Origin of the sequence: Pseudomonas sp. MWU12-3103b (genome assembly GCF_023100615.1) — a bacterium.
In the GTDB taxonomy this organism is placed as follows: Bacteria; Pseudomonadota; Gammaproteobacteria; order Pseudomonadales; family Pseudomonadaceae; genus Aquipseudomonas; species Aquipseudomonas putida_A.
Genome location: NZ_JALMEY010000009.1, coordinates 212,199 through 235,007, shown reverse-complemented (window position 1 = coordinate 235,007; position 22,809 = coordinate 212,199). Strand labels below are relative to the sequence as shown.

Genomic DNA, 22,809 nt, shown 5'->3' with positions numbered 1-22,809 from the left:
GGCTTACAACATCGGCTTGCCGCCGGTGACGCCATAGCGCTGACCGGTGATGTAACTGGCTTCATCGGAGGCGAGCAGCACATAGATTGGCGCCACTTCCACCGGTTGTCCGGGGCGCCCGAGCGGGGTTTCGCTGCCGAAGTTCTGCACCTCTTCATCGGGCATGGTCGAGACGATCAGTGGCGTCCAGATTGGTCCGGGGGCCACGCAGTTCACGCGGATTTCTTTTGGCCCGAGTATCTGTGCCAGTCCGCCGGTGAAGTTGGCGATCGCGCCCTTGGTGGTGGCGTAGGCCAGCAGGGTCGGTTTGGGCATGTCCGAGTTGACCGAGCTGGTGTTGATGATCGACGCGCCGGGGCGCATGTGTTTGATCGCTGCCTGGCACAACCGGAAAATCGCCGTGATGTTGACGTCGAAGGTCATCACCCATTCTTCGTCGGGGATTTCTTCGAAGGTTTCGTGGGTCATCTGGAACGCGGCGTTGTTGACCAGAATGTCGATGCGCCCGAAGCGTTCGACGGTCTTGTCCACCAGTTCCTGGCAGTGGGCCTTGTGCGCGAGATCGCCGGACAGCAACAGGCACTGGCGGCCTGCCTGTTCAACCCAGCGTGCGGTCTCTTTGGCATCGTCGTGTTCATTCAGATAAGCCACGACCACGTCAGCGCCTTCACGGGCGAAGGCAATCGCCACCGCGCGGCCAATGCCGCTGTCGGCACCGGTAATCAGCGCAATCTTGCCAGCCAGCCGCCCGGAGCCGACGTAGCTTTGCTCGCCGCAGTCGGGGTACGGCTGCATTTTGCTTTGCGCACCGGGGACGGCTTGGGCTTGTGCGGGGAAGGGTGGTTTTGGGTAATCGGTCATCACAGATCTCCGAGGTTCTCAGGGCAGGTATGGGTGGTTGACCTGGACGGTTTGCCGTGAGTTCGATCGGATTTGCGCTGGTCTTTCAGACTTGGAAATGCAAAACCAATGTGGGAGCGAGCTTGCTCGCGAAGGCGGAGTGTCAGCCGACATCAATGTTGACTGAACCACCGCATTCGCGAGCAAGCTCGCTCCCACAGGGGATCATCTGTGTTTCAGGTATTGCGCTGGGTCAGGGCGCGCTCCATGCGGCTGATGCCCTCTTCGAGCAACGACCGCGGGCAGCCGAAGTTCAGGCGCACGAACTGTTGGTGCTGATCGCCGAAGTCCAGACCGGCGCTCAGACCGACCCTGGCCTGTTCAAGGAAGAACTGCTGCGGATTGTCCAGGTCCAGCGCCGAGCAATCGAGCCACGCCAGATAGGTTCCCTGCGGCACATTGATCATCACGCCCGGCAAGCGGCTGCGCACTGCATCCACCAGCCAGTCGCGGTTGGCCTGCAGATAGGTTTTCAGTTCGGCCAGCCACGGCGCACCTTCGCTGTAGGCGACGCGGGTGGCTTCCATGCCCAGCGGGTTGACGCTGTCGACCATGCCGCAACGGGCGTGGTTGACGCGTTCGCGCAGGGCGGCGTCCTGGATGATCATGAACGAGGTCTTGAGGCCGGCGATGTTGTAGGCCTTGCTCGCCGACATCAGGGTGATGGTGCGCTTGGCGATTTCCGGGCTGAGGGACGCGGTCGGAATGTGCACGCGGCCGTCGAAGCACAGCTCGGCGTGGATCTCGTCGGAGATGATCCAGGCGTCCTGTGCTGCACAAATATCCGCTACGGCTTGCAGCTCCTCACGGCCAAACACCTTGCCGATCGGGTTGTGCGGGTTGCTCAAGAGCAGGGCGCCGCCACCGTTCAGCGATTCGCGCAGGGTCTCCAGCGGCGTGGCGTAAGTGCCATCGGCCTGGGGGATGAATTCCAGCTCGACCTTGTTCAGCCCCCAATGCCCCGGCGCATGCCGCAGCGGCGGGTAGTTCGGCACTTGCACCACGACGTTCTGCTGCGGCTGTACCAGGGCTTTCAAAGCCATGTTGAAACCGGATTCAACGCCCGGCAGGAAGATCAGCTCCTGCGGTTTGACCTTCCAGGCGAACTTGTCCCACAGGTCGGCGACGATCGCCTCACGCAAGTTGTCCTGCGCCACGCTGTAACCCACCAGTGGGTGCAGCAGACGCTGCTGCAACGCCTCGATGATCACCGGTGGCGCGGCGAAATCCATATCAGCGACCCACATCGGCAACACATCGGCCGGGTAGCGGCTCCACTTGGTGCTGCCGGTGTTGTGGCGGTCGAATAGCTGATCAAAATCGAAAGTCATGCGCGGTCTCGTGAAGGCGGGATGGGTCCTGGGCGCCATTCTAAGCGCAACGCGACCCATGTGGGAGCTGGCTTGCCAGCGATGGCGTCGTCACTGTCGCTATTAGTGTTGACTGATCCACCGCTTTCGCTGGCAAGCCAGCTCCCACAGGGTTTTGTGTTCGTTGGCGAATAGACCGACAAACGGCCGACGGTCGGTTTTCACACAGAGTGTGTGGTCATTGTCTACAGTGAAAAAGCCGGCAGGCATTCTGCCGTAACCGTGTTTGTCCAGAAAAAGCCCGGCTCAAGTACCGGGTTCCACCTGATCAGGAGTGCACGATGGATCTCAGCCGTCGTCAATTCTTCAAGGTCGCCGGTATCGGCCTTGCAGGCTCTAGCCTGGGCGCGTTGGGCATGGCCCCGACGCTGGCCTTCGCCGAGCAGGTGCGTCACTTCAAGCTTGCCCACACCCATGAAACCCGCAACACCTGCCCGTATTGCTCGGTCGGTTGCGGGTTGATCATGTACAGCCAGGGCGATGCCGCGAAGAACGTCGCGCAAAATATCATTCACATCGAGGGCGACGCCGACCACCCGGTCAACCGCGGCACCCTGTGTCCAAAAGGCGCGGGCCTGCTGGACTTCATTCACAGCCCGGGCCGCTTGCTGTATCCGCAAACGCGCAAGCCCGGCAGCAGCGAATGGACCCGGATCAGCTGGGATGAAGCACTGGATCGCATCGCCGACCTGATGAAGGCCGACCGCGACGCCAACTTCATCGAGAAAAATTCCACCGGGCAAACGGTGAATCGCTGGCTGACCACCGGGTTCCTCGCCGCGTCGGCAGCGTCCAACGAAGCCGGTTACATCACCCAGAAGGTGATTCGCAGTCTCGGCATGCTGGGGTTCGATAACCAGGCGCGTGTCTGACACGGCCCGACGGTGGCAAGTCTTGCCCCGACGTACGGCCGTGGAGCCATGACCAACACCTGGACCGATATCGCCAACGCGAATCTGATCCTGGTAATGGGTGGCAACGCAGCAGAAGCGCATCCGTGCGGCTTCAAATGGGTGACCGAGGCCAAGGCGCATAACGCTGCCCGGCTGATCGTGGTCGACCCTCGTTTTACCCGGACCGCTTCAGTGGCCGACTATTACGCGCCGATCCGTACCGGTACCGACATCGCCTTCATGGGCGGGTTGATCAATTACCTGCTGACTCAGGACAAGATCCAGCACGAATACGTGCGCAACTACACCGACGTGTCGTTCATCGTCAAAGCCGGCTATGGCTTTGAAGACGGCATCTTCAGCGGCTACGACGCGGCCAAACGCAGCTACACCGACAAATCCGGCTGGGGTTACGAGTTGGGTGAGGATGGCTTCGTCAAGGTCGACCCGACCCTGCAGGATCCGCGCTGCGTCTATCAATTGATGAAGCAGCATTACAGCCGCTACAACATTGAGCTGGCGAGCCAGATATGTGGGATGCCGGTCGATGCCATGCAGAAAATCTGGGATGAGATTGCCACGTGCTCCACGCCGGGCAAAACCATGACCATCCTCTATGCACTCGGCTGGACGCAACATTCGATCGGCGCACAGATCATCCGCAGTGCGGCGATGGTGCAACTGCTGCTGGGCAACGTCGGCATGCCGGGCGGCGGGGTCAATGCCTTGCGTGGGCACTCGAACATTCAGGGCCTGACCGACCTCGGGTTGTTGTCCAACTCGCTGCCGGGCTATCTGACTCTGGGTGGCGATGGCGAGCAGGACTACAACGCCTTTATCAAAAAGCGTACGCAAATGCCGTTGCGTCCGGGGCAGTTGTCCTACTGGCAGAACTACAGCAAATTCCACGTCAGCCTGATGAAGTCGTGGTACGGCGCCAACGCGACGCCGGAGAACAACTGGAATTACGACTACCTGCCGAAACTGGATATCCCCAACTACGACGTCCTGAAGATGTTCGACCTGATGAGCCAGGGCAAGGTCAACGGCTACATGTGCCAGGGCTTCAACCCGATCGCTGCGTTGCCGGACAAGAACCGGGTGATGGCTGCGCTGGCCAAACTCAAATGGCTGGTAGTGATGGATCCGCTGGCCACCGAAACCTCGGAGTTCTGGCAAAACGTCGGGCCGTACAACGATGTGAAAAGCGCCGAGATCCAGACCGAAGTGATTCGCCTGCCGACCACGTGCTTTGCCGAGGAGGACGGCTCGCTGGTCAACAGCAGCCGCTGGCTGCAATGGCACTGGAAAGGCGCCGACGGCCCCGGTGAAGCGCAAACCGACATCCGCATCATGAGCGAACTGTTCCTGCGTCTGCGCAAACGTTATCAGGCCGAGGGCGGCAAGTTCCCCGATCCGCTGCTGAACCTGTCGTGGCCATACAAGATCCCCGACGAGCCATCGCCGGAGGAGCTGGCCAAAGAGATCAATGGCAGCGCCATGGTCGACTTCACCGATGCCAGCGGCGTGGCGGTCAAGGCCGGCTCGCAACTGGCCGGGTTCGGGTTGCTCAAGGACGACGGCAGCACCGCGTCCGGTTGCTGGATCTTCGCCGGCAGCTGGACCGAGGCCGGCAACCAGATGGCCCGGCGTGACAATGCCGATCCGTATGGCATGCATCAGCATCAGGGCTGGGCCTGGGCGTGGCCGGCCAACCGGCGGATCCTCTACAACCGCGCTTCAGCGGACGTCGCCGGCAAGCCGTGGGATCCGAAAAAGCGCCTCGTATGGTGGAACGGCAAGGCCTGGGGCGGCACCGATGTGCCGGACTACAAGGCCGATGTGCCGCCGGAAGCGGGGATGAACCCGTTCATCATGAACCCCGAAGGCGTGGCGCGGTTCTTCGCCGTCGACAAGATGAACGAAGGGCCATTCCCCGAGCACTACGAGCCGTTCGAAACGCCGATCGGCATCAACCCGCTGCACCCGCAAAACAAGAAAGCCACCAGCAACCCGGCGGCGCGGATCTTCGATTCGGTCTGGGAAAGCCTCGGCGAAGCCAAGGACTTCCCGTACGCCGGCACCAGTTATCGGTTGACCGAGCACTTCCACTTCTGGAGCAAGCATTGCAAGTTGAATGCGATTGCCCAGCCCGAGCAGTTCGTCGAAATCGGCGAAGTGCTGGCGAAGGAGAAGGGCATCGCCGCCGGAGATCGGGTGCGGGTCAGCTGCAAGCGCGGGTTCATCGAGGCGGTGGCGGTGGTGACCAAACGCATCCGGCCGCTGCAGGTCAACGGCCAGGTGGTGCATCAGATCGGTATCCCGCTGCACTGGGGATTCACCGGCCAGACGCGTCACGGTTACCTGACCAACACCCTGGTGCCGTTCCTCGGCGATGGCAACACACAGACCCCGGAATCCAAGTCATTCCTGGTCAACGTGGAGAAACTGTAAATGGCCAGCCAAGACATCATTGCCCGCTCGGCCACCACCACGGTGCCGCCCTCGGTGAGGAATCAGGAGGCCGTGGCCAAACTGATCGATACCACCAAATGCATTGGTTGCAAGGCCTGCCAGGTCGCCTGCTCGGAATGGAACGAGCTGCGCGACGAGGTCGGCCACAACCATGGCACCTACGACAACCCGCAGGACCTGAGCGCAGAAACCTGGACCTTGATGCGCTTCACTGAACACGAAACCGACGCCGGCAACCTGGAGTGGCTGATCCGCAAGGACGGCTGCATGCATTGCGCCGAACCTGGGTGCCTCGCGGCATGCCCCAGTCCCGGGGCGATCATCAAGCACGCCAACGGCATCGTCGATTTCGATCAGGATCACTGCATCGGCTGCGGTTATTGCATCACCGGTTGCCCGTTCAACATTCCGCGGATTTCGCAGAAGGATCACAAGGCCTACAAATGCACCTTGTGTTCTGACCGCGTCGCGGTAGGGCTGGAACCGGCGTGCGTGAAAACCTGTCCGACCGGGGCCATCGTCTTCGGCAGCAAGGAAGACATGAAGGAACACGCCGCCGAACGCATCGTCGACCTGAAAAGCCGTGGCTTCGACAACGCCGGGCTGTATGACCCGGAAGGCGTCGGCGGCACTCACGTGATGTATGTGTTGCACCACGCCGACACACCAAAGATCTACGCCGGGTTGCCAGAGGCGCCGGCCATCAGCCCGCTGGTGGGCTTGTGGAAAGGCATCAGCAAACCGCTGGGCCTGCTGGCGATGGGTGCGGCGGTGCTCGCCGGTTTCTTCCACTATGTGCGCATCGGGCCGAATCGCACCGAAGAGGATGACCATCCGGCGCCACCGGATACTTCGGTGCACGTTGTCGATCCGGCGGTGCACACTTTCGATCCACGCGGGGAGGACCGGCCATGAGCAACAAGACGATCCTGCGCTACACCGCCAACCAGCGCACCAATCACTGGCTGGTGGCGATTCTGTTCTTCATGGCCGGGCTGTCCGGGCTGGCGTTGTTTCATCCGTCGATGTTCTGGTTGACCCACCTGTTCGGCGGCGGGCCGTGGACGCGGATTCTGCACCCATTCATGGGCGTGCTGATGTTCGTGTTGTTCCTCGGCCTGGTATTCCGCTTCTGGCGCGCGAACTTCTTCATCGACAACGACTGGAAGTGGATGCGCCGCATCGACCGGGTGCTGGTCAACGATGAAGAAAGCGTGCCGCCGGTGGGCAAGTACAACGCCGGGCAGAAGATGCTGTTCTGGACTTTACTGCTGTGCATGCTCGGTTTGCTGTTCACCGGGCTGGTGATCTGGCGTGCTTATTTCAGCGCGTACTTCGGCATCACCGTGATTCGCTGGGCCATGCTCCTGCATGCACTGGCCGGGTTTGTGCTGATCCTCAGCATCATCGTGCACATCTACGCCGGCCTGTGGATCAAGGGTTCGGTGGACGCGATGCTGCATGGCTGGGTCAGCCGCGCCTGGGCGAGGAAACACCACGAACTGTGGTATCGCGACATCACCCGCGATGAACGCAATCCGGACGTGCCGGAGCGACCGATCACCAAAAAGGGCTGACTTTTGGCAACCATTCTTGAACCCGGGGAAATCGAAGCGGCGGCCAGTTCGCCGCCGTTTCTGCACCTGCCGCCGCACAATCTGTTCACCCTGCGCGCCCAGCGTCTGGAGCAATTGGCTCAGGGGCATCCGCTGGCCGATTACCTGCGGCTGATCGCCGGATTGTGCCGGGCTCAGCAGCAGGTTTTCGACGATCCACCGCTGACGGCACCGTTTGATAAGCAAAGGATCGAAGCCTGTCAGTTGCATGGGTTGCCGCCGTTTGCTGCCGACACACTGGTTCGCGAAGACGTTTGGCGGGCTTATCTGGATGCTTTATTGCAACGTTACGTGGCGCCCGATCAACCCGCCGTAGTCGACGCGCTCGCGACACTGCGCGGCGCCAGTGCCGGCCAGTTGCGTGCGTGGGCGGTGGCGTTGGTCAGCGGTCAATTTTCGATGGTGCCGGCACAGTTGGTGCCGTTTCTCGGCGCCGGGTTGCAAGCGGCGTGGAGCCACTGGCTGCTCAGCGCACCGAACCTGCAACTGAAACCCGGCGACAGCCTCAGCCAGTGCCCGGGCTGTGGTTCACCGGCGATGGCCGGGGTGATCCGCCATCGCGGCAAACACAACGGCCTGCGCTATCTGGTGTGTTCGTTGTGCGCCTGCGAATGGCACGTGGTGCGGGTCAAGTGCGTGTATTGCGAGTCGAGTAAAGGCCTCGATTACCTGAGCCTGGAGGACGATCGCCACGCCGCCAATCAGGCGCCGATTCGCGCGGAGGTGTGCCCCAGCTGCAACAGCTACCTGAAACTGGTGTATCTGGAGAACGATGCCGAAGGCGAAGCGTTGTCGGCGGATCTCAGCAGCCTGCTGCTCGACATGCGTCTGGCGCAGGACGGTTTTCAGCGTCTGGCACCGAATCTGATGCTGGCGCCGGGAGACGAATGACCAGAGCGTCTACACTCCTGAAAAACTTGTGAGAGGGGCTTGCTCCCGAAGGGGCCGTGTCAGTCAGATCATTTGTGGCTGACTCACCGCATTCGCGAGCAAGCCCGCTCCCACAATTGGGGGCCGGTGTGCTGTATTTAGACGCGTTGCGTCAGGTCATGCCGGAGAGTCTTGTTTTCGGGAGTGGCTGATGTCTTCGAGTGTTGCCCTGCGGTTGCCTTCCATTGATGGTTTGTTGCGTCACCCGGCCTGTCTGCCGCTGGCCGAGCGTTATGGCCGTGAGGCGTTGCTGAGCGGCTTGCGGCAGTTGCTTGATGAGCTGCGGCTCAGCGTGTTGCAAGGTCAACTGTCTGCCATTGAAATCAGCCCCGAAGTGCTCGCCGGCCGCGTCGGCGAGCGCCTGACCCAGCAACAGCGCAGCAACGTTCGGCGAGTGTTCAACCTGACCGGCACGGTGCTGCACACCAACCTCGGTCGCGCCTTGCTGCCCGAAGAGGCCATCGACGCGGTGCAGATGGCCGCACGTTACCCGCTCAATCTGGAATTCGATCTGGCCAGTGGCAAACGCGGTGATCGTGATGACCTGATCGAAGGCCTGATCCGCGAACTGACCGGCGCCGAAGCCGTCACCGTGGTCAACAACAATGCCGCTGCGGTGTTGCTGACGCTGAACAGCCTCGGCGCGCGCAAGGAAGGCATCATCTCGCGCGGCGAACTGATCGAAATCGGTGGCGCGTTCCGCATCCCCGACATCATGGCCCGCGCCGGCGTGCGCCTGCATGAAGTCGGCACCACCAACCGCACCCACGCCCGCGACTACGAAGCAGCGATCAGCCCGCGCAGTGGTTTGATCATGCGCGTGCATGCGAGCAACTACAGCATCGAAGGCTTTACCGCCCGGGTGCCCACCGCCGAACTGGCCGAGCTGGCCCATCGGCACGGCTTGCCGCTGCTGGAGGATCTGGGCAGCGGCAGTCTGCTGGACTTGACCCGCTGGGGTCTGCCGGCGGAACCCACAGTGCGCCAGGCGCTGCTCGATGGTGCGGACATCGTCACCTTCAGCGGTGACAAATTGCTCGGCGGGCCGCAGGCCGGGTTGATTGTCGGGCGCAAAGACTTGATCGCGAAGATCAAGAAAAATCCGTTGAAGCGTGCTTTGCGGGTCGACAAGTTGACCCTGGCCGCGCTGGAAGCGGTGCTCGGTCTGTATCGCGACCCGGATCGCCTCGCCGAACGTCTGCCGAGTTTGCGGCTGTTGACTCGCCCCCAAGCCGACATTCTCGCCCAGGCTTGCCGTTTGCAACCGGCGATGGCCGAAGTCTTGGGCGAACCGTGGCAGGTCAGCGCCGTGCAGGCCTTGGGCATGATCGGCAGCGGCAGCCAACCGGTGGCGCGGTTGCCGAGTGCGGCGCTGTGCTTGCGCCCGCAAGTGTCCAAGCGTTTGCGCGGGCGTTGTCTGCTGAATCTGGAAGCTGCGTTGCGCAATTTGCCGATTCCGGTGCTGGGTCGAATTGACGACGACGCGCTGTGGCTCGATCTACGCCAACTCGACGACGAGCCGACGTGGCTGGCGCAGTTGCCGCAGTTGCAGGTCGAGTCGTGATCGTCGGCACCGCCGGGCACATCGACCACGGCAAGACCTCGCTGCTGCAAGCGCTGACCGGGCAAACCGGCGACCGCCGCCCGCAGGAGCGCGAGCGCGGAATGACCATCGACCTCGGTTATCTCTACGCGGAGCTGGAAGCCGGTGCCGGGCTGACCGGATTCATCGATGTGCCGGGCCACGAGAAATTCACCCACAACATGCTCGCCGGCGCGCAGGGCATCGATCTGGTGTTGCTGGTGGTGGCGGCGGATGACGGGGTGATGCCGCAGACCCGCGAGCATCTGGCGATTGTCCAATTGCTGGGCATTCCCCGGGCGCTGGTGGCGATCACCAAATGCGATCGGGTTGAAGCGGGCAGGGTGGAGGAGGTGCAGCGCCAGGTTCTCGATCTGCTCGAAGCCGGGCCATTCGCCGATGCGACGACGCTGGCGGTGTCGAGCGTGACCGGGCAGGGCGTCGATGAACTGCGCCAGAGCTTGCTGCAGATCCAAGGCGAAGTGCATGAGCGCAGTCGCGACGGTGGTTTGCGCCTGGCCATCGACCGCGCGTTCAGCGTTGCCGGGGCCGGGATTGTGGTCACCGGCACGGCGTTGTCGGGCACGGTGGGTGTCGGGGACAAACTGGCCCTCGGGCCGTCCGGGAAATCGGTGCGGGTGCGAGGACTGCACGCGCAAAACCAGCCCGCCGAGCAGGCCTTCGCCGGGCAACGGGTGGCGCTGAACATCAGTGGCGATCGATTGACCCTGGAGCAGATCCATCGCGGCCAATGGCTGTTGGCCGAATGGCTGCACGCACCGACGCAACGGGTCGATATCGAATTTCAACTGCTGCCCGGTGAGCGCACCTTCGAGCACTTTCACCCGGTGCATGTGCACCTCGGTACGCAAGACGTCATCGCCCGCGTGGCGTTGCTCGAAGGCCCGCGCTTGAGTCCCGGTCAGCGCATGTTCGCGCAATTGCTGATCAACGCCCCGGTGCACGCGGTGAAGGGCGATCGCCTGATCCTGCGTGACCACAGCGCGCAACGCACCCTCGGCGGTGGCCAGGTGCTTGACCCGTTCGCCCCGGCCCGTCAACGTCGCAGCCCGGAGCGGCTGGCACAACTGCAAGCGCTGGTGGGCAGCGATAGTCTTGAACAAGCGCTGCCGCTGTTGCTCGACCACAGCGCTGGCGGCCTCGATCCGCAACGAATTGAGCGCCAGTTCAATCGCCCGCGTGAAGACTGGGCGCTACCGGCCAACGTGCGCCTGATCGACACCCGCCAAGGCCCGGTGCTGTTCAACTTGCAGCGCTGGGGGCAGTTGAAGTTCACCCTGCTGGAGCAACTGGCGAAATTGCATGAGCTGGAACCGGACCAGATGGGACCGGATCGCGACCGCCTGCGCCGCTTCAGCGGTTTGGCGCTGGAACGTTCGACCTTCGTCAGCCTGCTGGAAGAACTGCGCGCCGCCGGATCGATCAACGCCAGCGGGCCGTGGTTGCATTTGCCCGATCATCAGGTGCGTTTGAGTGCTGAAGACGAAACCCTGTGGCAGCGCATGCAGCCGCTGTTCGAGCAGGCCGGGTTTGATCCGCCGTGGGTACGTGATGTCGCCAAAGTGTTGGGCGTGGAAGATGCGATGGTGCGCCTGCTGTTGCGCAAACTGGCGCGCTTGGGATTGATGCACCAAGTGGTGCGCGATCTGTTTCTGTCTGACGGGCAACTGCGGCGCATGGCCAACATTCTGTTGCAACTGGAACAGGAAAATCCGTCGATCCAGGTGACAACCTTCCGTGATGCGCTAGGCTTGGGACGCAAACGCTGTATTCAGTACCTGGAATACTTCGACCGCCTCGGCCTGACCCGACGCATCGGCGAATCCCGAGTGATCCGCCATGACAACGCGCTGGCCAGTGCCGACGCACCCTGAGTTCAAAGGAAGGCAATCGCGCCCGGTGGCGCGGCCGGGCTTCAAACCCGGTTGGGGACGGCATCCGTTCCCGGGCAGGTTCGACTCCGGCTGCCTTCCGCCAATAAATTCCCGTCCTCGCCGCAGTGATGCTTGCTGTCGCGGCGCAACGGTCAAGGCTGATAGGGAATCAGCTTGTCCTTCTCCAACTCTCCCAGAAACTGATCCAGCATCTGCTGCTTGTTCTTGTTGTCCGGGATCGGCACGTACCAAGCCAACACGCTCCAGCCTTCGCGGGAATAGTTATAGGTCTTGAGCAGTTTACCGTCCTTGAAGACCGAGCTGCGCAAGTTGTCCTGGTAGTGATAAGGCACTGGGAGGGTGAACAGGGTCAGAACATTGAACATGGCCAGATAATGGGTTTCGCCCGACCACGGCTGGGTAATCAGCAGGCTGTAGCCGTTGCGGGTGTAACCGCCGTCGAGCATGGAAAACGCACCGGAGTCTTTCAATGCAGAAATGGTTTCACGCTGACGATATTCTTCGTGCCGGGTATTGGCCGGGCCCAGGCTCAACGTCACCGGCACATAGGCTTGCGTAGCGTGATAATCGAGAGGCGGCAGGGTGTTGGCGCAACCGCCGAGTGCCATTAGCGCACTGAGCAGGGCGCCGTTCTTGATCAAGGCCAGCTTCATTGGGCACTTCCCACGACAGGGATCAGCCGGTCATGTTGAACGTCCTGGGCAAAGGCCCGTGCAATACGGCTGAGGTTCTGTCCTTCCAGCTCGCCACCCTGGTCGAGCAACCAGGTGTATTTCTGGGTGTTATTGCGATAGGTGTACTGCTTGAGGCGCTTGTCGCCTTGATACACCGAGAACTCGGCCTGCGTGTCGTATTCCTTCGAAAGCGGCAGCACGAACAGTGTGGCACAACTCAACAACACCACCGGGAACGGCGGGAACTCGCGTTGCATGTTCAATTTGACTTGGACGTTGTACGCATCGTTTTGGCCGGACCCGGTTTCGACGTTGCGAAATACGCCAGTTTCGCGCAGATGATTGCGCAACGACGAAGACTGCAGAGGGTCGTCGATCATGACGTGGATCGGTGCCAGATAATCCTGTCCGTCGGCCAGTGTGCGCTCTGGCAAGGTGTTGGTGGCGGTACAACCGGCCAGCAGAGCGACGGTGGCAAGCGTGGTGATTTTTTTCATGGTTTGATGTCCGCGGCAACACCCGGCGGGGTATCGGCAAAAATATAGGGTTCGGCGCTTTTCAGATCGAGCTTCAGCGATTGCAGAGGCGGTAGTCCGGGAACCTGGCGCTGGGCGATCGCGGCGTCACGGGCGCGCTGATCGCGCCAGAGGAAGGTGCAGCCGATGCCGTTGAGGCAGAGCGAGCGATATTCGCCCATGTAATAGGCTTTTCCGGCTTCAAGACGTAGCGGCAGGTTGAATTTCTCACGCGCTTCCATCGAACTGTAAACGGTGCCAAGCCCCGGTGTGTATCGCGCAGAGAAGAACTGGAAATCGTAGAACTCGTAGTCGCCCGGTTTCAAAGCAAGGACGAAGACACTCGCGGCACCGTTAGCGTCCTGAATATCCTGCGGCGTTGAATAGGCACCGGCCATTTTCCAGATACCGGCAGCGCCGTACTGGGAGCCACGTTTGCGTATAAACAGGCGTTGGTTATCCGCCGGAGACAGTTTGAGCGAGCGCGGCCCGATAGACCCGATCAGATAAGCCACAGGCTCATTGGCCTTGGCCTGCAATGGTTCGCTGACCCATGACGCGCTTTCGGTGATACAACCACTGAGCAGCGAGGCCAGCAGGCCGGCGACCACTATTTTGAAGACATGAAACATGAACATCCCTGAATCTGCGTTATTGATGACGTTCAGTTGCGAAGGCCAATCAAAGCCCTCCTGGCCGAACGTTTTTGCGGGGCGCGCAGACTAAGTGATGTAGTGGCATTTGGCTAGCCAATAACGCAGGTCGGCTTCCGTCCGCGAATCACGCAATGTTCAAAATGTCACTCGATCCCCTGGTTGGAGCCAGCCTGCTGGTGATGGCCGGTGTGTCATTAACTCAAAGTCGGCTGATCGGCCGCTTTCGCGAGCAGGCTCGCTCCCACAGGGGATCGGGGTTTCAGGCGGGTGGGTCGAGGTTGTCGAGGGCGCGGTTGACGGTCAGTTCGCCGAGCATCACGACTTGCTGAATGCCCAGCAGGGCTTCGTTGTCGGCGGCTTCGTGGAGTTTTTCCAGTCGATGGATTCGTAGGGCGACATCGGGCCTCAGGCTGGGTTTAATCACGAGCTATCAAAAAACCAGCGGGTACTGAATCACCACATAAATTCGGTCGATATCATCGCCGGCCTGCGCCTCGTTGGCCCGGTGCGAGACATGCGACAGCTGCACCGACAGGTCCTTCGCCGTGCCCGATTGCACGATGTATTTCAGATCGATATCCCGTTCCCAATGTTTGCCGCCAGCGCCTTGCTGCGGCTGATAGTCGCCAGTCTCGGCATCGAACGGGTTGTACGCGCCGCCCTTGGGCGCGTGAGTGCCGTCGATGTGGTCGCCGGAGACGTAGCGGGTCATGAAGGTCAGGCCAGGGATGCCGAAAGCGCCAAGGTCGAGGTCGTAGCGTGCTTGCCAGGAGCGTTCGCCGGCGCCGTTGAAGTCGGCGTATTTGATCGAGTTGGCGAGGTAGATCGAGTCACCGCCCACGAAATCGAACGGCGTGTCGCCATTGATGCGTTGCCAGCCGAGCATGACCGCGTGCGGGCCGAAACTGTACTTGCCGGACAGGCTGAACGCGGTGTTGTCGATGGCGCCGGCCAGCGCCCGACCGGTATCGCGGGTGTGGTAGAGGTTGGCATCGAGCAACAGGCCGGACTGTTTGAAGTGCAGATTGGCGTAGTACTGGTGCCAGGTGTCAGTCAGATCCGAGGCGTAAAGCGATCCACCCACCGGACTGTCGCCGAACAGATCGGCGCCGAGAAAACTGATTCCGCCAGCCTCGGTAGTGGCGCCGTAACCGGAAAAGTCGCCGTGGCTCGAAGAGCTGTCCTGATTCTTGAATGCGGTGAAGTGGCCGGCTGTGAAGTTAACGTTGTCGATTTCACGACTGTTCACTAGCAAACCTGTGGCGTATTCCGGTTGCAGGCGCTTGTCCGAGGTGTCGAACACCGGCGTTTCCACGGTCATCTCGCCGAACGCGAGGGTGGTGCGCGAAGCTTTCAGTTTGAACGCGCCGCCCGCGCTGGAGTAGTTCGGTTCGCTGCGACCATTGCTGTCGACCGGCAACAGACCCGTGCCGGAATGTCCTTTGCCGCCATCGAGTTTCAGGCCGAGAAAGGCATGGGCATCGATGCCGAATCCGACGTACCCCGGCGTGTATCCGGAAGTGAACGTGCCAATAAAACCCTGGGCCCATTCCTGTTTATAGTTTTTGCCGGAGGGAGAGGGCGAGCGGTAGTCGTTGCTCAGGAAGAAGTTGCGGCTGAGCACTTCGGTTTTGGCGTCGTCGAAGAAGTCATTGGCCAACGCACTGTCGCTCGCTGCGCAAAGCAGTGCCAACAATGCAAAGTGTGATGTTGAGGAAGCCATCGAGAGAGACCGACAATCAGGGAAGGTCTGCTGATGATGGGCAGGATCAACCGGGCTGGATTGAGCCGATGTGCTGAGTTCAAGGCATACCTGATTTCCCTTGTAGGAGTGAGCCTGCTCGCGATAGCGGTCGGTCAGTTTAGATCGATGTGAATGACACGCCGCTATCGCGAGCAGGCTCACTCCTACAGGGGATATGGGTTACAGGCGGCCATACTCGCGAGCCGTGCGATCCACGGCGATGCGTGTCTTGTCGACCAGTTCATCCAGCTCTGCGCGCGTGGCGATCAATGCGGGGGCCATGATCATCCGGCCCAGCGTTGAACGAATGATCAGGCCTTCCTCAAAACCAATGGTGCGGCAGCGCCAGGCGATGTCGTTCTCGTTGGCGAAACGCTTGCGGGTGACTTTGTCTTCGGCGAACTGCAATGCCGCCACCAGCCCCACGCCCTGAACCTCACCCACCAGCGGATGGTTGCCGAACACCTCACGCAGGCAGTTCTGCAGATAAGGACCAGTGTCGTTTTTCACCTGAGTGACCACGCCTTCATCGCGCAGCGCCTTGAGGTTGGCAATCGCCACCGCAGCCGCCACCGGGTGCCCGGAGTAGGTCAGGCCGTGAGCGAACACGCCGCCTTTTTCCACCAACGCCTCGGCCATGCGTCGCGACAGGATCAACCCACCCATGGGGATGTAGCCGGAGGTCAGGCCTTTGGCGATCGACAGGGTGTCCGGTTCAAAACCGAAGGTCTGGTGCGCGAACCATTCGCCGGTGCGGCCGAAACCGCCGATGACTTCGTCGGCGCACAGCAGCACATCGTATTTGCGGCAGATGCGCTGGATTTCCGGCCAATAGGTGGCGGGCGGAATGATCATGCCGCCGGCACCCTGAAACGGTTCGGCGACGAACGCGGCGACCTTGTCGGCGCCCAGTTCGAGGATCTTGTCTTCCAGGTGCTGTGCGGCGCGCAGGCCGAATTCTTCCGGGCTGAGGTTGCCTTCGTGGGCGAACCAGTACGGTTCGTCGATGTGTGCGACATCAGGGATGGTGCCGCCCATTTCGTGCATGAATTTCATGCCGCCCAGCGCCGTCGCGGCCAGGGTCGAGCCGTGGTAGCCGTTCCAGCGGCCGATCATGATTTTCTTCTCAGGCTGGCCCATCACCTGCCAGAACTTGCGCACGGTGCGGATCAGCACTTCGTTGGCTTCCGAGCCGGAGTTGGTGTAGATCGCGTGGCTGTAGTGCTGGGGCAGCAGGCTGAACAACAGCTCGGAGAGCTCGATCACCTGCGGGTGAGTGGTGTGGAAGAACATGTTGTAGTAGGGCAGTTGTTGCAGCTGCGCGGTCGCGGCAGCGGCCAGGTCCTTGCGCCCGTAACCGAGGTTGGTGCACCACAGGCCGGACATGCCGTCCAGGTAGCGATTGCCGTCGTTGTCCCACAGTGTTAGGCGATCACCGCTGACCATCACCCGCGGGCCTTCCTCGTTGAGGGCTTTCTGGTCGACGAACGCGTGAATGTGGTGGGCGGCGTCGGCGGCCTGATAATCGCGGGTGCTGCGGGTCGGATCGAATTCGGCGGACATGGCGGTTCTCCAGAGAAACGGGGCAAGTGGGTGCGCGTTCATTCCAGCGGTGCACGGTTAATATTTGTCACTTAAAAATATTTTTGTAAAGAAAATATTTGTCGGTTAAAAAAGAAATCCGTAGGCTGACGCCGATCAGCAAGACAGGACATCAGCACCATGAGCGGGCTCAGAGAACGGCAAAAGGAACAGCGCAGGGAAGTCATCGCGCAGGCAGCGCTGGAGTTGTTCAAGACCAACGGTTTTGCGGCCACCACGCTGGACCAGATCGCGGTCCAGGCCGGGGTTTCCGCGCCGACGGTGGTCAATTATTTCGGTGGCAAACAGGAGATTCTGCTGGCCTTGCTCAAACAGCCGGACGAGCAGGCGATGCGCGAGGCGCGGGCCAATCTGGATGACGACAGCGATCCGCTGGAGGCGCTGTGCGAGTTCGAAGGCTTGATGACCGACTATCAACTGCAAGCGATGCCGGCCTCGTTGTGGCGGGAATTGGCGCCGTTTCTGCTCACGGGTGAACTGGCTCAGGCGTTGAGTCCGTGGAATGCGGCGGTGATCGAAGAGACCAAGACGCTGCTCGGGCATTTTCAGGCGCAGGGCAAGGTGCGGGCGACGGTAGATCTGGACGTGGCGGCGACGTTGTTCAACCAGTACGCGAATATGGCGTTTATTCGGCTGGCGACCGAGGCGGCACCCAATCGGCAAGCGCATGCCCGGCATATGCGCAGTGTGTTGGGTTTGATCTGCCACGGCATTTTGAGCAACGGCGCGGAATCGAAAGCCAAGTGACGAGAAGCAGAGCGCATGACCGTTCCTGATCAGCAAGAATGGCAACCGTGGACGCCGGAAGAACTGGCGCAACGGCTGAAACACATCTCGCGCCCGTGGTGCGTGGTTGGCGGATGGGCGCTGGATTTATGGCTGGGCCGACAAACCCGTGCGCACAGCGATCTGGAGTTCACCGTCCTGCGCGATGATTTCTTCTGTTTCCGGCAAGCGCTGGGGGATCTCGATTTCTACTCCGTCAAAGACGGTACATTCGAATTCCTGCCGGTGGACAGCTTACCCGCGAGCGACGTTTTCCAGATCTGGGGTTATGACAAGGTTGCCCTTGCCTGGCGCGTGGACGTGATGATCGAGCCCGGAAACCCGGACGCCTGGGTTTATAAAAGAGCCCCGGCGATTTGTTTTCCGCGCAGTGAAATGGTCTTCCGCAGCCCGTCCGGCATTGCCTATTTGCGTCCGGCAGCAACGCTGTTGTTCAAAGCCAAAAACACTCGGGAAAAAGATCACAGGGACTTCAGTAGAGCTCTGCCGCATCTGTCTTCTGAAGAGCTGCAGTGGCTGGCCCGGCATCTGACGCTGTTGCATCCCGAGCATGACTGGTTGCGCAGGCTCTGATGAAACAAGCCCCGGTCAGGCAGCAAACCAGACCGGTTTATCGATGCGGCCTTCAGGCGTTTTGCGCAATAAAACAGGAGTGGGGTCACCTGCGAATCGCCGCGTACGACTTGCCCAGATCACTGGCCCAACCATCCAGCACGCCTTTGACGTCATCGGCGGTCAGCACCTGTTTGTCGTTTTCCAGCGGTAGCCCGATGCCCTTGCGCACGACTTCGGCGACCACTTCGCCGGTGGAGCCGTCTTCGAACGAGACTTCGGTGGTGATTTCACTGTCCTGGTCACGGATGCCGCTGGCGGTGCTCACGCCGGCGGCAACCAGGGTCACCGGGAGCCATTCATAAAAGCGCAGGTCCTGGGTGCTGGCGGCGACGCGGGTGATTGCCGGTCTGACGGTCAGGGTGTTCGGGCCAGGTTGCGGCATCAGGCGCATGACCTTGCCCAGTTCCAGCCTGAGCGCGGCGTCGTAGTAGTCGGTGACGCCGGACAGCGTGCTCAGCGGGATCCGCTCGGTCGGCGCGGCGCTCGGGTAGAACTGGCTGGGCGCCAGATAGGCCTGGGTGTAACGCCCCCGCGCCAGCGCCGGGCTGACCCAACCCATCACCGTCTGCCCAGATGGCGACTGGCGCTCGCTGAGCACGCTGTAATCGTGCAGAAATCCGGTGTACTTCTGCGGTTCGACGGTTTTGCTGCTGCAGGCCGAAAGGCTCAGGGACGCCGTACACAGTACCGACATCAAGCAATGGCTTCTGATCATGCGAATCCTTGTTTTGCGCTTTTGCCCCGCGTCGTTCAAGCGCGGGCAGTGATTGGGGAGGAGAGCGGCGGGGTGTTGTCCGAGCATTCGATGTGCAGTTGGCCGTGGCTCATGATCCACTGGATGAGGTCGGCGGTCGGTATCGAATGCGCGTACTCCACCCATTGCGAATCGCTGGGGCCGTACTGCTCGAAATAGCGGCGCAGGACGATTCGGCTTTGATCATCTGACAGGCCCAGGCAAAACTCCTGAAATAACAGCGGCGTATCCTGCTCAGGCGCGCTGGTGCGCTGGCTGAGAATCAACGGATAGCGGGCGTCGTGGCCCTCGGCGGTATAACGGTTGTGCAATGCGCTCATTGAAAGCCCCCCGGTTGTCGATGGCGTGCAGGGTGCCTGAGGGGTTTTGCCGCAGAATGTCCGCTTGATGTCCGGGACGACGGAATGTTGCTCGATTGAAATATATGACCCGCCGGCCAGAATAGTTTTAGATGCGTTCTTTTTGGCCTGAGGATCCTGTGCCCGTGAGCAGACTGCTGATCGTCGACGATGACGTGGAAATTCTTGCCCTGCTGAAGAAGTTCTTCGTCCAGCACGCCTACGAGGTCGATGTCGCCGCCGACGGCGCAGCGATGTGGGCGGCAATTGCCCAGCAGCGCCCGGACACGATCATTCTCGACCTGATGCTGCCCGGCGAAGGTGGCCTGAGCCTGTGCCAGAAAGTGCGGGCGCAGATGGGCATTCCGATCATCATGCTGACCGCCATGGGCGAATTGAGCGACCGGATTGTCGGCCTCGAACTGGGCGCCGACGACTACGTCACCAAACCGTTCGCCCCGCGTGAATTGCTGGCTCGCCTGCGCGCCGTGCAGCGCCGCGCCGGTGAGCAGGTCAGCCCCGCGAGCGAGCCGTCACGGCCGGTGATCGCCTTCGCCGGTTGGCATCTGGACATCACCTGTCGCGAGCTGCGCTCCCCGGAAAACGTGATGATTCCGCTGTCCGGTGGCGAGTTCGATCTGCTGGTGGTGTTTCTCGAACACCCGCAGCGCATCCTCACCCGCGAGCAATTGATCGACCTGTCTCGCGGTCAGGGCCACGACGCCTTTGATCGCAGCATCGACGTGCAGGTCAGCCGCTTGCGCCGCAAGATCGAGCCGGACAGTAAGCGCCCGGACCTGATCCGCACCGTGCGCAACGGCGGTTATATGTTCACCGCCAAGGTCAGTCGCACATGATCCGTCGATTCCTGCGCCGTGATCCGCTGAGTCGGCGGATCGCCCTGACCATCGTCGCGGCCATGCTCGCGTCGCTGGCACTCAATTTCCTGTTCGTGGAGGTGGCCGGGACCTGGGCGCGGCCACCGATTGAACGCACCGGGTTGCTGGAGCAGATCGCCGCGACCGTCAAGGTCATCGAGGCAGCACCCGCGCCTTTACGCCCGAAACTGGCGCACGCGGCAACCGGCCCGACGCAGGAGGTGACCTGGAGTGCGCAACGCGACGAACTCGGATTGCCAGCGGGTGGTACGCAGCTCATCGCCAACAAGACGTCGGGGTTGCATCAGTTGTTGGGCGATGAGCGAGACATTCGGGTGTTCAATCCCGCTGACTGGCCGAGCGGCAGTCCGCTGGCACGCTATGCAGCGTTGATTCAATTGCCGGATGCCAGCTGGTTGCTGTTCTCTTCGCCCGAGCGCTCCTGGGGCCTGGACATCGGCACACGCATCGCGATCATCATCGCTCTGGGCCTGATTGCCACCGTGCTGGTGGCCTGGCTGGCCACGCAGCAACTGGCCAAGCCACTGCAACGCTTTGCCAGCGCCGCCCGGCGTTTTGGCGGTGATCTGCGCGCACCGCCAATCAAAGTCGAAGGCCCGGACGAAATCCGCCAGGCGATCATCGCCTTCAACACCATGCAGGCGCAGATTCAGCACTACATCAGCGAACGCACGCACATGCTCGCGTCGATTTCCCACGACTTGCGCGCACCGTTGACCCGGATGCGCCTGCGCAGCGAGTTCATGGAAGACCTTGATCATCAGGGCAAACTGATCCGCGACATCGAAGAAATGCAGTCGATGATCAACGCGGCACTGGCGTTCTTTCGGGAAGACACTCAGCCGGAGCAAAGCACCGCGTTCGACCTGTCGGAACTGTTGCAGACGATCATCGACGACTACCGCGACCAGAACATTGCCATCGATTTCAACGGCCCGGCGCATCTGGTCTACGAGGGCCGGCCGCTGGGGATCAAACGGGTGATCGTCAATCTGCTGGAAAACGCCGAAAAGTACGCGCAGCAACCGGCCATTGCCCTGAGCAGCGACGGCTACAGCGTGTGCATCGACGTCAGCGACAATGGGCCGGGGATTCCCGAAGCGTCGTTGCAGCGGGTGTTCGACCCGTTTTTCCGCCTGGAAACCTCGCGCAACCGGGATACCGGTGGTGTCGGGCTCGGGCTGTCGGCGGCGCGGGCCATCGTGCGCGAGCAGGGCGGCGAACTGAGTTTGAGCAATCGCAGCAGCGGTGGCTTGCTGGCGCGGGTTGAGTTGCCTTTGTAATACTTTGAAACATTTGCTCGTGACGGGCGGTCAACAGGACACATTCACTGCAAGAAGCGTCCATGAAAACCCCACGGCCCTCCGCACGTCTTGAACCGCTGTCACAACTGCGCAATCTGAAAATGGCCCGCTCCGCCCACGCCTATGTCCGTGGCAGTACGGTGCAGTTTTATGAGTGGCTGCACAGCCAACCGGGCCGCAACTTACCGAAGGGGCCGGCGGTGTGGATCTGCGGCGATTGTCACGCCGGCAATCTCGGACCGACCGGCGACCTGAAAGGGCGCATCGACATTCACATCCGCGACCTTGATCAAACGGTGATCGGCAATCCGGCGCATGATCTGGTACGCCTGGCGCTGTCCCTGGCCACTGCCGCCCGAGGCTCGGACCTGCCCGGCGTCGCCACCGCGCGCATGTTGGAAGAGATGATGCGCGGCTACGAGCAGGCCTTTGAAGACGACGTCGATAAAGAGCCGCCAAGACCCGCACAAGTAAAGGCCGGGATGCGCAGCGCCGTACAGCGCACGTGGAAGCATCTGGCGCAGGAACGCATCGAGAACACCAAGCCGACCATTCCGCTGGGCAAGCATTTCTGGTCGCTGTCACGGGAAGAGCGCAGCGCGCTGAAGACCCTTTGCGCCACGCCAGACCTGCACACGCTGGTGACCTCATTGAAGGGCCGCAACAAGGACGATCGGGTGAAAATGCTCGACTCGGCCTATTGGGTCAAAGGCTGCAGTTCGCTGGGGCTCAAGCGTTATGCGGTGTTGCTGGGGGTGGGCGAGGGCGACGATCAGGAATATTGCCTGCTGGATATCAAAGAGGCAGTTGCTGCCGCCGCACCACGAGTGGCGCGAGCCGCGATGCCGCGCGACAACGGCAAACGTGTGGTCGAAGGTGCGCGTTTTCTCTCGCCGGGCCTGGGCAATCGGATGATCGCCACACGGGTGCTCGACCATGGCTTCTTCATCCGCGAACTGCTGCCTCAAGACATGAAGCTGGAACTGGATCAGTTGAGCCAGACCGACGCGACGCTCGCCGCCGGCTATCTGGCCCGCGTCGTGGGGCTGGCCCATGCCCGGCAGATGGACATGAGCACCCGGGCTTCATGGATGCGTGAGCTGCAGGCGTGCCGCACGAAGACGCTGGATGCACCGTCGTGGCTGTGGACCAGTGTTGTGCAGTTGGTTGGCAAACATGAGAAAGGTTATCTGGAGCATTGCCGGCGTTATGCGCTGGAGCACTGATCCGTGTGAGTGAA

21 protein-coding genes and 1 tRNA gene are annotated in these 22,809 nt (G+C 61.3%); 12 read left to right on the top strand and 10 right to left on the bottom strand.

From position 1 onward, the window contains the following. Positions 1-3: 3 nt before the first annotated feature. Both M0808_RS16135 and M0808_RS16130 read right to left on the bottom strand, forming a co-directional pair. On the bottom strand, positions 4-861 hold the full coding sequence (locus M0808_RS16135) for a glucose 1-dehydrogenase (protein ID WP_097087464.1): 858 nt from the start codon (positions 859-861) through the stop codon (positions 4-6). Positions 862-1,076: 215 nt separating this feature from the next. Beyond that, the gene (locus M0808_RS16130; RefSeq protein WP_247841847.1) at positions 1,077-2,231 is read right to left on the bottom strand and encodes a PatB family C-S lyase; all 1,155 of its coding nucleotides are present in this window, start codon (positions 2,229-2,231) and stop codon (positions 1,077-1,079) included. Positions 2,232-2,551: 320 nt separating this feature from the next. Between M0808_RS16130 and fdnG the strand changes: the two genes are divergently transcribed. The 7 genes from fdnG to M0808_RS16095 all read left to right on the top strand — a co-directional run bounded on the left by fdnG (position 2,552) and on the right by M0808_RS16095 (position 11,764). Then, positions 2,552-5,617 carry a formate dehydrogenase-N subunit alpha gene (fdnG, locus tag M0808_RS16125; RefSeq protein ID WP_247841846.1) on the top strand — a complete coding sequence of 1,022 codons (3,066 nt, stop codon included), beginning with the start codon at positions 2,552-2,554 and terminating at the stop codon, positions 5,615-5,617. After that, the gene (fdxH, locus tag M0808_RS16120) at positions 5,618-6,553 is read left to right on the top strand and encodes a formate dehydrogenase subunit beta (protein WP_247841845.1); all 936 of its coding nucleotides are present in this window, start codon (positions 5,618-5,620) and stop codon (positions 6,551-6,553) included. Further along, a complete protein-coding gene (locus M0808_RS16115) occupies positions 6,550-7,215 on the top strand; it encodes a formate dehydrogenase subunit gamma (protein ID WP_003224974.1) in 666 nt (221 codons plus the stop codon). Before fdxH ends, M0808_RS16115 begins: the two co-directional genes overlap by 4 nt. 3 nt (positions 7,216-7,218) lie before the next feature. After that, positions 7,219-8,145, top strand: coding sequence for a formate dehydrogenase accessory protein FdhE (fdhE, locus tag M0808_RS16110; RefSeq protein ID WP_247841844.1), 927 nt, complete (start codon positions 7,219-7,221; stop codon positions 8,143-8,145). Between the two features lie 190 nt (positions 8,146-8,335). Further along, on the top strand, positions 8,336-9,748 hold the full coding sequence (gene selA / locus M0808_RS16105) for an L-seryl-tRNA(Sec) selenium transferase (RefSeq protein WP_247841843.1): 1,413 nt from the start codon (positions 8,336-8,338) through the stop codon (positions 9,746-9,748). Next, positions 9,745-11,661: a selenocysteine-specific translation elongation factor gene (selB, locus tag M0808_RS16100; RefSeq protein WP_247841860.1), complete on the top strand. Its 1,917-nt coding sequence runs from the start codon at positions 9,745-9,747 to the stop codon at positions 11,659-11,661. The genes selA and selB overlap by 4 nt, the downstream gene beginning before the upstream one ends. Positions 11,662-11,668: 7 nt before the next feature. Beyond that, positions 11,669-11,764 (top strand) — tRNA-Sec (locus M0808_RS16095). A 49-nt stretch (positions 11,765-11,813) separates the two neighbouring features. Here M0808_RS16095 and M0808_RS16090 read toward each other — a convergent pair. The 6 genes from M0808_RS16090 to M0808_RS16065 all read right to left on the bottom strand — a co-directional run bounded on the left by M0808_RS16090 (position 11,814) and on the right by M0808_RS16065 (position 16,834). Continuing rightward, positions 11,814-12,335 (bottom strand): hypothetical protein, encoded by a 522-nt coding sequence (locus M0808_RS16090; protein ID WP_247841842.1) that lies wholly within the window; start codon positions 12,333-12,335, stop codon positions 11,814-11,816. Next, a complete protein-coding gene (locus M0808_RS16085; protein ID WP_247841841.1) occupies positions 12,332-12,853 on the bottom strand; it encodes a hypothetical protein in 522 nt (173 codons plus the stop codon). The genes M0808_RS16090 and M0808_RS16085 overlap by 4 nt, the downstream gene beginning before the upstream one ends. Then, on the bottom strand, positions 12,850-13,509 hold the full coding sequence (locus M0808_RS16080) for a hypothetical protein (RefSeq protein WP_247841840.1): 660 nt from the start codon (positions 13,507-13,509) through the stop codon (positions 12,850-12,852). Before M0808_RS16080 ends, M0808_RS16085 begins: the two co-directional genes overlap by 4 nt. Before the next feature lie 277 nt (positions 13,510-13,786). Further along, the gene (locus M0808_RS16075) at positions 13,787-13,951 is read right to left on the bottom strand and encodes a hypothetical protein (RefSeq protein ID WP_247841862.1); all 165 of its coding nucleotides are present in this window, start codon (positions 13,949-13,951) and stop codon (positions 13,787-13,789) included. A gap of 6 nt (positions 13,952-13,957) precedes the next feature. Next, entirely contained in the window at positions 13,958-15,250 is a 1,293-nt protein-coding gene (locus M0808_RS16070; protein WP_247841839.1) for an OprD family porin, read from the bottom strand. 201 nt (positions 15,251-15,451) lie between these two features. Then, positions 15,452-16,834 carry an aspartate aminotransferase family protein gene (locus tag M0808_RS16065; protein WP_247841838.1) on the bottom strand — a complete coding sequence of 461 codons (1,383 nt, stop codon included), beginning with the start codon at positions 16,832-16,834 and terminating at the stop codon, positions 15,452-15,454. A 159-nt stretch (positions 16,835-16,993) separates the two neighbouring features. Here M0808_RS16065 and M0808_RS16060 point away from each other — a divergent pair, with 159 nt between their 5' ends. Beyond that, positions 16,994-17,620 (top strand): TetR/AcrR family transcriptional regulator, encoded by a 627-nt coding sequence (locus tag M0808_RS16060; protein ID WP_247841837.1) that lies wholly within the window; start codon positions 16,994-16,996, stop codon positions 17,618-17,620. A 15-nt stretch (positions 17,621-17,635) separates the two neighbouring features. Next, entirely contained in the window at positions 17,636-18,232 is a 597-nt protein-coding gene (locus tag M0808_RS16055; protein ID WP_247841836.1) for an amino acid transporter, read from the top strand. Between the two features lie 85 nt (positions 18,233-18,317). On the opposite strand, the gene M0808_RS16050 is transcribed toward M0808_RS16055, so the two are convergent. Then, positions 18,318-18,989, bottom strand: a complete 672-nt coding sequence (locus tag M0808_RS16050) for a DUF3313 domain-containing protein (protein ID WP_247841835.1) — start codon at positions 18,987-18,989, stop codon at positions 18,318-18,320. Between the two features lie 35 nt (positions 18,990-19,024). Beyond that, on the bottom strand, positions 19,025-19,348 hold the full coding sequence (locus M0808_RS16045) for a hypothetical protein (RefSeq protein ID WP_247841834.1): 324 nt from the start codon (positions 19,346-19,348) through the stop codon (positions 19,025-19,027). A gap of 131 nt (positions 19,349-19,479) precedes the next feature. Between M0808_RS16045 and M0808_RS16040 the strand changes: the two genes are divergently transcribed. The 3 genes from M0808_RS16040 (at position 19,480) to M0808_RS16030 (ending at position 22,795) form a co-directional block, all read left to right on the top strand. Continuing rightward, positions 19,480-20,223, top strand: a complete 744-nt coding sequence (locus tag M0808_RS16040) for a response regulator (protein WP_247841833.1) — start codon at positions 19,480-19,482, stop codon at positions 20,221-20,223. After that, the gene (locus M0808_RS16035; RefSeq protein WP_247841832.1) at positions 20,220-21,548 is read left to right on the top strand and encodes an ATP-binding protein; all 1,329 of its coding nucleotides are present in this window, start codon (positions 20,220-20,222) and stop codon (positions 21,546-21,548) included. The genes M0808_RS16040 and M0808_RS16035 overlap by 4 nt, the downstream gene beginning before the upstream one ends. 62 nt (positions 21,549-21,610) lie before the next feature. Beyond that, positions 21,611-22,795, top strand: a complete 1,185-nt coding sequence (locus tag M0808_RS16030) for a DUF2252 family protein (RefSeq protein WP_247841831.1) — start codon at positions 21,611-21,613, stop codon at positions 22,793-22,795. Positions 22,796-22,809 lie beyond the last annotated feature (14 nt).

Bases quoted from the DNA above. Each gene is read 5' to 3' on its own strand.
- M0808_RS16135 (WP_097087464.1), bottom strand. From the start codon at position 861: ATGACCGATTACCCAAAACCACCCTTCCCCGCACAAGCCCAAGCCGTC.
- M0808_RS16130 (WP_247841847.1), bottom strand. From the start codon at position 2,231: ATGACTTTCGATTTTGATCAGCTATTCGACCGCCACAACACCGGCAGC.
- fdxH (WP_247841845.1), top strand. From the start codon at position 5,618: ATGGCCAGCCAAGACATCATTGCCCGCTCGGCCACCACCACGGTGCCG.
- M0808_RS16115 (WP_003224974.1), top strand. From the start codon at position 6,550: ATGAGCAACAAGACGATCCTGCGCTACACCGCCAACCAGCGCACCAAT.
- selA (WP_247841843.1), top strand. From the start codon at position 8,336: ATGTCTTCGAGTGTTGCCCTGCGGTTGCCTTCCATTGATGGTTTGTTG.
- M0808_RS16090 (WP_247841842.1), bottom strand. From the start codon at position 12,335: ATGAAGCTGGCCTTGATCAAGAACGGCGCCCTGCTCAGTGCGCTAATG.
- M0808_RS16085 (WP_247841841.1), bottom strand. From the start codon at position 12,853: ATGAAAAAAATCACCACGCTTGCCACCGTCGCTCTGCTGGCCGGTTGT.
- M0808_RS16080 (WP_247841840.1), bottom strand. From the start codon at position 13,509: ATGTTCATGTTTCATGTCTTCAAAATAGTGGTCGCCGGCCTGCTGGCC.
- M0808_RS16070 (WP_247841839.1), bottom strand. From the start codon at position 15,250: ATGGCTTCCTCAACATCACACTTTGCATTGTTGGCACTGCTTTGCGCA.
- M0808_RS16065 (WP_247841838.1), bottom strand. From the start codon at position 16,834: ATGTCCGCCGAATTCGATCCGACCCGCAGCACCCGCGATTATCAGGCC.
- M0808_RS16060 (WP_247841837.1), top strand. From the start codon at position 16,994: ATGAGCGGGCTCAGAGAACGGCAAAAGGAACAGCGCAGGGAAGTCATC.
- M0808_RS16055 (WP_247841836.1), top strand. From the start codon at position 17,636: ATGACCGTTCCTGATCAGCAAGAATGGCAACCGTGGACGCCGGAAGAA.
- M0808_RS16050 (WP_247841835.1), bottom strand. From the start codon at position 18,989: ATGATCAGAAGCCATTGCTTGATGTCGGTACTGTGTACGGCGTCCCTG.
- M0808_RS16045 (WP_247841834.1), bottom strand. From the start codon at position 19,348: ATGAGCGCATTGCACAACCGTTATACCGCCGAGGGCCACGACGCCCGC.
- M0808_RS16040 (WP_247841833.1), top strand. From the start codon at position 19,480: ATGCGTTCTTTTTGGCCTGAGGATCCTGTGCCCGTGAGCAGACTGCTG.
- M0808_RS16035 (WP_247841832.1), top strand. From the start codon at position 20,220: ATGATCCGTCGATTCCTGCGCCGTGATCCGCTGAGTCGGCGGATCGCC.
- M0808_RS16030 (WP_247841831.1), top strand. From the start codon at position 21,611: ATGAAAACCCCACGGCCCTCCGCACGTCTTGAACCGCTGTCACAACTG.